8 protein-coding genes are annotated in these 7,496 nt (G+C 69.2%); 4 read left to right on the top strand and 4 right to left on the bottom strand.

The features are described from left to right. From VML93_RS18230 to truA, 3 genes are all read left to right on the top strand, one after another. Positions 1-264 (top strand): DNA-directed RNA polymerase subunit alpha C-terminal domain-containing protein (locus VML93_RS18230; RefSeq protein ID WP_325612785.1); only part of this gene is annotated, 264 nt, incomplete at its 5' end. Positions 265-303: 39 nt separating this feature from the next. After that, complete coding sequence (gene rplQ / locus VML93_RS18225) at positions 304-930, top strand: 50S ribosomal protein L17 (RefSeq protein WP_325612783.1); 627 nt, start codon at positions 304-306, stop codon at positions 928-930. Continuing rightward, entirely contained in the window at positions 881-1,771 is an 891-nt protein-coding gene (truA, locus tag VML93_RS18220) for a tRNA pseudouridine(38-40) synthase TruA (RefSeq protein WP_325612789.1), read from the top strand. Before rplQ ends, truA begins: the two co-directional genes overlap by 50 nt. Here truA and VML93_RS18215 read toward each other — a convergent pair. Beyond that, positions 1,768-2,343: a cutinase family protein gene (locus tag VML93_RS18215; protein WP_325612782.1), complete on the bottom strand. Its 576-nt coding sequence runs from the start codon at positions 2,341-2,343 to the stop codon at positions 1,768-1,770. The two genes, truA and VML93_RS18215, sit on opposite strands and share 4 nt — an antisense overlap. 55 nt (positions 2,344-2,398) lie before the next feature. Beyond that, complete coding sequence (locus VML93_RS18210) at positions 2,399-3,271, bottom strand: cutinase family protein (RefSeq protein ID WP_414686386.1); 873 nt, start codon at positions 3,269-3,271, stop codon at positions 2,399-2,401. Positions 3,272-3,399: 128 nt separating this feature from the next. On the opposite strand from VML93_RS18210, the gene eccB reads away from it, so the two are divergent. Next, the gene (gene eccB / locus VML93_RS18205; protein WP_325612780.1) at positions 3,400-4,797 is read left to right on the top strand and encodes a type VII secretion protein EccB; all 1,398 of its coding nucleotides are present in this window, start codon (positions 3,400-3,402) and stop codon (positions 4,795-4,797) included. Here eccB and mycP read toward each other — a convergent pair. Together mycP and eccD are read right to left on the bottom strand one after the other, a co-directional pair. Further along, positions 4,759-6,069: a type VII secretion-associated serine protease mycosin gene (gene mycP / locus VML93_RS18200; protein ID WP_325612778.1), complete on the bottom strand. Its 1,311-nt coding sequence runs from the start codon at positions 6,067-6,069 to the stop codon at positions 4,759-4,761. The genes eccB and mycP overlap by 39 nt on opposite strands. After that, positions 6,069-7,427, bottom strand: coding sequence for a type VII secretion integral membrane protein EccD (gene eccD, locus VML93_RS18195; RefSeq protein ID WP_325612776.1), 1,359 nt, complete (start codon positions 7,425-7,427; stop codon positions 6,069-6,071). The genes mycP and eccD overlap by 1 nt, the downstream gene beginning before the upstream one ends. Positions 7,428-7,496: the final 69 nt, after the last annotated feature.

Raw genomic sequence — 7,496 nt, 5'->3', positions numbered from 1 at the left:
TACAACTGCCTCAAGCGCGAGGGTGTGCACACCGTCGGAGAGTTGGTGTCGCGCACCGAGTCCGACCTGCTGGACATCCGCAACTTCGGTCAGAAGTCCATCGACGAGGTGAAGGTCAAGCTGCACCAGCTGGGCCTGTCGCTCAAGGACAGCCCGCCGAGCTTCGACCCGTCGGAGGTCGCGGGCTACGACGTCGCCACCGGCACCTGGTCCACCGAGGGCGCCTACGACGACCAGGACTACGCCGAAACCGAACAGCTTTAGCCGCAGGGCTTTTCAGAAATCTAGACAGGAGGGTCAGCAATGCCTAAGCCCACCAAGGGACCTCGCCTCGGCGGGTCGTCTTCGCACCAGAAGGCGCTTCTGGCCAATCTGGCCACTTCGCTGTTCGAGCACGGCCGGATCAAGACCACCGAGCCCAAGGCGCGGGCACTGCGTCCGTACGCGGAGAAGCTGATTACCCACGCCAAGAAAGGCACGCTGCACAACCGGCGTGAGGTGCTCAAGAAGATCCGCGACAAGGACGTGGTGCACGCGTTGTTCGCCGAGATCGGTCCGTTCTTCGCGGACCGTGACGGCGGCTACATCCGCATCATCAAAGTCGAGGCGCGCAAGGGCGACAACGCCCCGATGGCCGTGATCGAACTGGTGCGGGAGAAGACGGTGACCTCGGAGGCCAACCGGGCCCGGCGGGTAGCCGGCACCCAGGCCAAGAAGGCCGCGCCCGTGGCGGCAGCGGCCGCACCGCAGGCGGCGGTCGAGCCTGAGGCGACAGAGGCCGAAGAGCCTAAGGCAGAAGAGGTCAAGGCAGAAGAGGCCGGCACCGAAGAGGCCGGCACCGAAGAGGCCGAAGAGGCCGGCACCGAAGTAGAAGCCACGGCTGACGAAAACGCACCCGCAGGCGACGCTGACGAGGCCACTGAGAATTAGCGAGGACGTCCGTCTTAGGCTCGACATCGCCTACGACGGAACAGATTTCGCGGGCTGGGCAACTCAGCCGGGGCAGCGGACGGTCGCCGGCGTCCTCGACGAGGCGCTGACGACCGTTTTCCGTACTTCGGTGCGGCTGCGCGCGGCAGGTCGCACGGACACCGGAGTGCACGCCACCGGGCAGGTGGCTCATGCGGACGTCCCCGCCGACGCGTTGCCCAACGCGCAATCCCGCTCGGCGCGGCCCGACGACGCGGAGTTCTCCGCCCTAATCCGTCGGCTGGGCAGATTCCTGCCCGCCGATGTCCGGATCCTCGGCATCGTCCGCGCGCCGACGGGTTTCGATGCCCGGTTCTCGGCGCTGCGGCGTCACTACGTCTATCGGTTGTCGACGGCCGTCTACGGCGTGCAGCCGCAGCAGGCTCGTTACGTCACCCCGTGGCCGCGCGACCTGGATGTGGAGGCGATGAACGTCGCAGCGGCTGACCTGTTGGGATTGCACGATTTCGCGGCGTTCTGCCGGCATCGCGATGGCGCCACCACGATCCGCGAGCTGCAACGGCTGGATTGGTCGCGCGACGGCGATTTGGTCACCGCGCACGTGACCGCCGACGCGTTCTGCTGGTCGATGGTTCGCTCACTGGTCGGGGCGCTGCTGGCGGTCGGCGAGCGTCGGCGCACCGCGGCGTGGTGTCACGCATTGCTCACCGCAACCGACCGGTCCAGCGATTTCGCCGCCGCGCCGGCGCACGGTTTGACGCTCGTTCAGGTCGATTACCCGGCCGATGACGAGCTGGAGTCACGGAATCTGATCACGCGCGATCTCCGCTCGCGGGGCTAGAGCCTGCCTGCGGCGAAGCTGGCGGCCTGATCCACCAGTCCGGAGCCGATGTACGAGGGCTGCAGATGCGCCGACCAACTCGTGCCGTTCCGGCAGATCGGGTCGCCCTGCGCACATTGGTCGATCGTCTTGCCGGCGAAGGCGGGGGCGACGCGGCGGGTGCCATTACCGAACAACGCGACCGCCGCGACGTGCTGGTCCACCCCCGGCGGGATGCGACGCCAGGTCGCGACGTCGGCCACCTCGGCACCCAGCGAGTAGCCGCCGAGCACTTCGCGGGTCGCCGGGCAGGTTCTTGCCATGGATTGAACGTGGGCGCTCATATCGGTGGCGCCACTTTCGACGTCGATGTTGGCGGGATAGTTGACCCCGTACACCCCGACCGGCATGCGCGTCTTGGCGCGCAGGGAATTGACGAACGCGTCGCCGACCGCACCGACGCCGGGTGGCTCCTCCCGGCCCCGAGCAAACACCACTTCGGCACCGGGACACGCCGCCGATGCCACAGGTAGCGGGGCAACGACTAACGCCGGAAGAAATGCAGCGGCGGCCGCCAAGCGGCTAAGCCTCATGAATCGATATTACGAGCCGTTGGGCAGGTTGTTTGCTATGTATTTGTTAGGTAATTCAGTGAACCTGCAAACCGGTTCCGGGGGTGCTCACGACGGAGCCGTGTGCCGGGACAGGCGGGACGGGGCCGGGTGCCTGGATGGGTCCGGGCGCCTGCGGCGGGAACCCCGGCGCCTGCGGCGAGAACCCCGGCGTCTGCGGCGTGAGCCCGGGCACTGCCGGCCCGAACCCGGGCACCTGGTGACCGGTTCCGGCCAACAACTTCGACGCCACGAACGCCGCCGCCTGGGTTGTGTACACCGGGACATAGCCCTCGGTGTGCCCGCTCCACTCGTTGCCCGGTCCCGCGTGACAGATCGGGTCGTTGGGGTTGCACAGGTCGATTGCTTTGGAGCCGAGCAGCGCGCTCTGGGCCGGCAGCGATCCGCCGGCGCGGTCGGCCACGTCGCCGAAGGTGGCGACCGCCGCGATGTTGCTGGCGTATTCGGGCGGCAGCGAGCTGCCCCAGTTGATGCCTCCGATGGGCACGCCGGCGACGATGTCCATCACGGACGCGCCCTGCGAGTAGCCACCCAACACGATCTTGGTGCTCGGGCAGGAGGACACCGTGGATTTGATGTGGGAAATCGCGTCATTGGCGCCGTCACCGCCGTGCAGCTGAAGCTTGCTGGCGGCGTAGTTCACCCCGTATGCCCTGATATTCAAGCCGGTCTGCTGCCGTAGCGAGTCGACGAAGGCGTCGCCGACCCGGCCGAGGCCGGCCGGCTCGTTGGTGCCTCGCGCGAAGACGACCTCGGCGTCCGGGCAGTTATCGGCTGACGCCGTCGGAAGAGCGCCAGGTATGCCGCTCGGCGTGATGAACAGGACGCTGGCGGCGGCCAGGGCGACAGCTCCCGTGCTGGCCCAGCAACCTATGCGAGGGATTTTCACGCCCAAATTTTACCCGCGGCCAGGGAAAACGAAACTTCCGCAGCCGAGCATCGGCTGTGCAGAGCCGTCGGCCTGCGGCAGCCGTCAGGCCTACGTTGGGCGCAACCACGTCGATTTTGGGGGGAGCGGTGCCGCGCCAACCGGTAACGAGGCTGCATGTCAGCGGGCACCGATTCCTGCTGCGGCGAGTTGAGTGCGCGTTGCTGCGCAGGGACATCCGTGCGGTCGACGAACCACTGCGGATGCGCACCGCATCGTTGGCAGTCGGGTGTGCGCTGGCATCCGTCGTAGTGGCGGGATGCGCGTTTCTCGCTTTGCTGCGACCGCAGCCGGCGCTGGATCGTGCACAGATCGTGATGGGCCAAGAGTCCGGGGCGCTGTACGTCCGGGTGGGCGACACCTGGCATCCGGTGCTGAACCTGGCCTCGGCACGATTGATAGCCGCGACCGACACCAACCCGCAGCCGGTGCGGGAGTCCGAGTTGGCCCACACCAAACGCGGCGCGCTGCTGGGCATTCCGGGTGCGCCGCAACTGCTGGGCCAGCCGCTGTCCGCGGCCGAATCGGCCTGGACGATCTGCGACACCGACCGCGGCACCACGACAACCGTCGTCGTCGGGCCCGCGACCGGATCGTCCCTGCATGGTCTGGCGCCCGAACAGGCCATCCTGGTCGCGCCCGGCTCGGGTTCGCCAGCGTATCTGCTCTACGACGGACGCCGGGCGGTGGTGGATCTCGCTGATTCCGCGGTGGTGCGCGCGTTGCGGTTGGAGGGACGGGTACCGGTGACCGTCTCGCAGTCGTTGCTGAACACCGTTCCGGAGGCGCCGCCGATCACGGCTCCACGCATCCGGGGCGCGGGCGGCCGGGGCCCCGGCGAGCTGGCCGGATTTCCGGTCGGCAGTGTGCTCCGCATCACACGCGGCGACGGCGACGACTACTACGTGGTGTTGGTCACTGGAGTGCAGCGCATCGGCCAGGTGGCCGCGGATCTGCAGCGATTCAGCGACTCGCACGGCACCGCGAACGTCATCTCGGTGGCCCCCGACGCGATTCGCAGCGCTGCCGTCGTGGATGCGCTGCCGGTGACCACATTCCCCGATCGGGCGCCGGCATCGGTGGACGGCGGAGACACGTTCTGTGTGACCTGGGCGCCCGGCCATATCGGGTTCTTGACCGGCAGCGGCCTGCCGGTGCCGGGCGGGCGGGCGCCGGTGCGACTGTCGCAGGCCGACGGTGCCGGACCCGCGCTGGACGCGGTCTACCTGCAGCCCGGCCGCAGCGCCTACGTGCGCGCTGCGAGCCTGTCCGGCCCCGGCGTGCGGTCTGCAGGCACCCGTTACCTGATCACCGACACCGGTGTCCGGTTCGCGATACACGACGACGAGGCGGCGCATGACCTGGGTCTGCCGGCGGTGGCGGTACCGGCGCCGTGGGCGCTGGTCTCAGCGCTGCCGTCCGGACCGGAACTGAGCCGACAGAGCGCCTCAATCGCCCGTGACACCGTCGCGGCGGGAGCGCCGTAACCGGCGGGTCGCCGTTCCGGCGGCCAGCGCCGCCACCAGCGCAACCAGGCAGATCGCCGCGCCGCCGAATGCGGTGTCCCGGGCGCGCCGATCCGGCGGTCCGGGTGGCGGTGCGGCGGCGATCGGCACCGGCACCTCTTGGGGCTTGGCGGCGGCGGCCGGCGGGGTGGCGCTGGTGCTGACCGCGGCCAGGGCATCGATCGTGCCGTTGCCGACGAGGGGATCCCACCCGGCGGGCGGGTGATGCGCGGTCGATTCGATGCGCGCCATCACCTGCCGCGCCGTCAGCGCCGGGAACCGGGCCCGGATCAGCGCGGCCAGCCCGCTGACGACCGGCGCGGCATAGCTGGTGCCCGACAGCGACGTCGAACCAAGTGAGGTCACCCCCTCGCCGACGGCGGCCACATCCACCCAGGGGCCGGCCAGGGTGAACGCCGACGGTGCCCCGTCGGCGTTCACCGAGCCGACGGTCAGTACGTAGTCGTCGTACCAGGCCGGACTGACCGCAACCGTGACGGTGTCCCACGTCGCGCCGGGCCGCTGCGGTGGGCACTGCGCGGCGCTGCCGGTGTTGCCGGCCGCAGCGACGACGACGGCGTTCTTGACGTCGACCGCATAGGCCAGCGCGGCGCCCAGCGCCCGGTCGTCGAGAGCCGAGGCGACGGGAACGCAGGCGACCGAGGAAATGTTGATCACCGAGGCCCCGAGGTCGGCGGCGGTGCGGACCGCTTTGGCCATGGTGTCGACATCGCCGAACCCGACGCTGGACCGGTCGCTGACTGCAGCGAACTTGCCGCTGGATTGCCGAATGCTGATCAGGGTGGCTTCGGGAGCCACGCCGCTGAAGTCGTCTACTTTGGAATCCGTTGCCGCAGCGATGATCCCGGCCACCAGCGTGCCATGCGCATCGCAATCCTGAGTGCCGTCGCCGGTGAAGACGTAGTCACCTCCGGCCACCACACCGGGTAGCCGCCGGTGCTTGGCGACGCCGGTGTCGATGACCGCGATGCGTTGCCCCGCACCTCGAGTGAGTTGCCAGACTTGTGGCAGGTCAAGGCCGGCGGTGCCGGCGTGACGCGGCGCTCCGGTCGGGTCCGGGTCCACCGGGACGACTGCGCATACCTCACGCTGCACCGTCGGCCGCGGGGGTGCCGGCACGCCCGGTTTCGGCAGCCATTCGTCGTCGACCGGCGGGGGCGAAACCGCATGTGCCGGCGGCGCCCCGCAGACGGTTGCGAGCGCGGCCACCGCCAGCAGGCGCACGACGCGCATCACATCAGGTCCAGGCCGCGAACGGCGCTGTAGAGTCCGCAAATCCAGCACGTCAACGGCATCAAGGCCGCCAACGTCAGACACTCCAGCACCTCGACGCCGCGGCGCCCGAGGGGGGAGAGCGGCCTTGCGGTAACCACGCAACCCAGGTAGAGCGCCGCGGCGGCCGACACCGCCGTCGCCGCGGTTATCCATGCTGCGTGCGTCGGCAGGCCAGCCCCGGTCGCAACGAATGTCGTTCCAGCCGTGGCGATTCCAGTGACGATAAACATCAGTGTTCTTCTCCTCTCGATCTGTGCAGACGCCCGCAGCAACAGCACTGCTCCGGTGAGTGCGGCAAGCGTGATGCAGCCCAACCGCGGCGCGCCACGGGCGGCGACCGCGGCGACGAGCGCGCCGGTCGCGGCCGTCGCCGAGAAGGCGGCCAGCAGGCTGGTCAACCAGCCGTCCGCGCGGGTCGCCCTGGTGGCCACGTCGTGATTCAGCTGGGGCGACAACCCCGTCAACGCCATCGACAGCCGTGCGGACGCCTCGAGTAGTCCCAGTGACAGCAGTACGGATACCGAACCGATCACATGCGGCGCGAGCCCGGTGAGCGCACCCGCCAGCGCAGCGACCGCGACCGCCACCGCGAAACAGGCCGCGGTGGTCAATGTGACCACACCGCAGCCGGTTACGCGCATCGCCAGCACCGACATGACGGCCCCTGCCATCGCGGCGAGCAGCACCTGGGGATAGCCCGGCGGATCAGGGACCGCCAACAGTCCGGCAAGCGCCGCGAACGTTGTGGCGATGACGCTCAGCGTGAGGCCGGCGATCGGGTCCCGACAGACCCGGTGTGCGAAAGCGCCCGCCGTCAGGGCCAAAATGCCCGCGACCGCCGCGACAGCCGCAGCGCCCAAGCCATTAACAGCGTTGTGGCTCAAGGTATTTCGGGCCAGGGTCAGGCAGCCGAGGCCGGTAATGCAGCCCGCTACCACCGCGCCGGTGAGCCGGGCCGCCTGCCCGTTGGTTGTCGGGGCGACCGTGTCGAGTGTGTCCGATACGGCCTCGGCCACGTCGTCGAAGTGGGGCTCGGGTATTTCGGCGCTCGACTGGTTCAAGACCAGAACGGCGCCGTCGCGAACATCGTTCTGCGCCAGCGTCGTCGACGCATGTAGTGCAGGGAAGCCGAGGCGGGAAAGTTGGTAACGCGCGGCCGTCGCCGTCGGGAACGGATTGGTGCTCCGGCCGTCCAGGATGTCGATGATCGACGGGATCAGGGTGGCGATGGGCACCGCGGCGGGCAGGGCCAGGTCGACGGCGACTGTGCCGGCGTGAACGCAGACGCGGCGCAGCCCCGGATCGGATGCAGACAACGATGGCCCCTTCGGACGCGGATTGGCGGCACGGTAGTAGGTCTGCCTTTGCGCGGTATCCCCCGATCC

The sequence above is a fragment of the Mycobacterium sp. genome, from assembly GCF_035499775.1.
In the GTDB taxonomy this organism is placed as follows: Bacteria; Actinomycetota; Actinomycetes; order Mycobacteriales; family Mycobacteriaceae; genus Mycobacterium.
The sequence above is the reverse complement of the archived record's forward strand: the minus strand, read 5'-3'. Positions and strand labels throughout refer to the sequence as shown.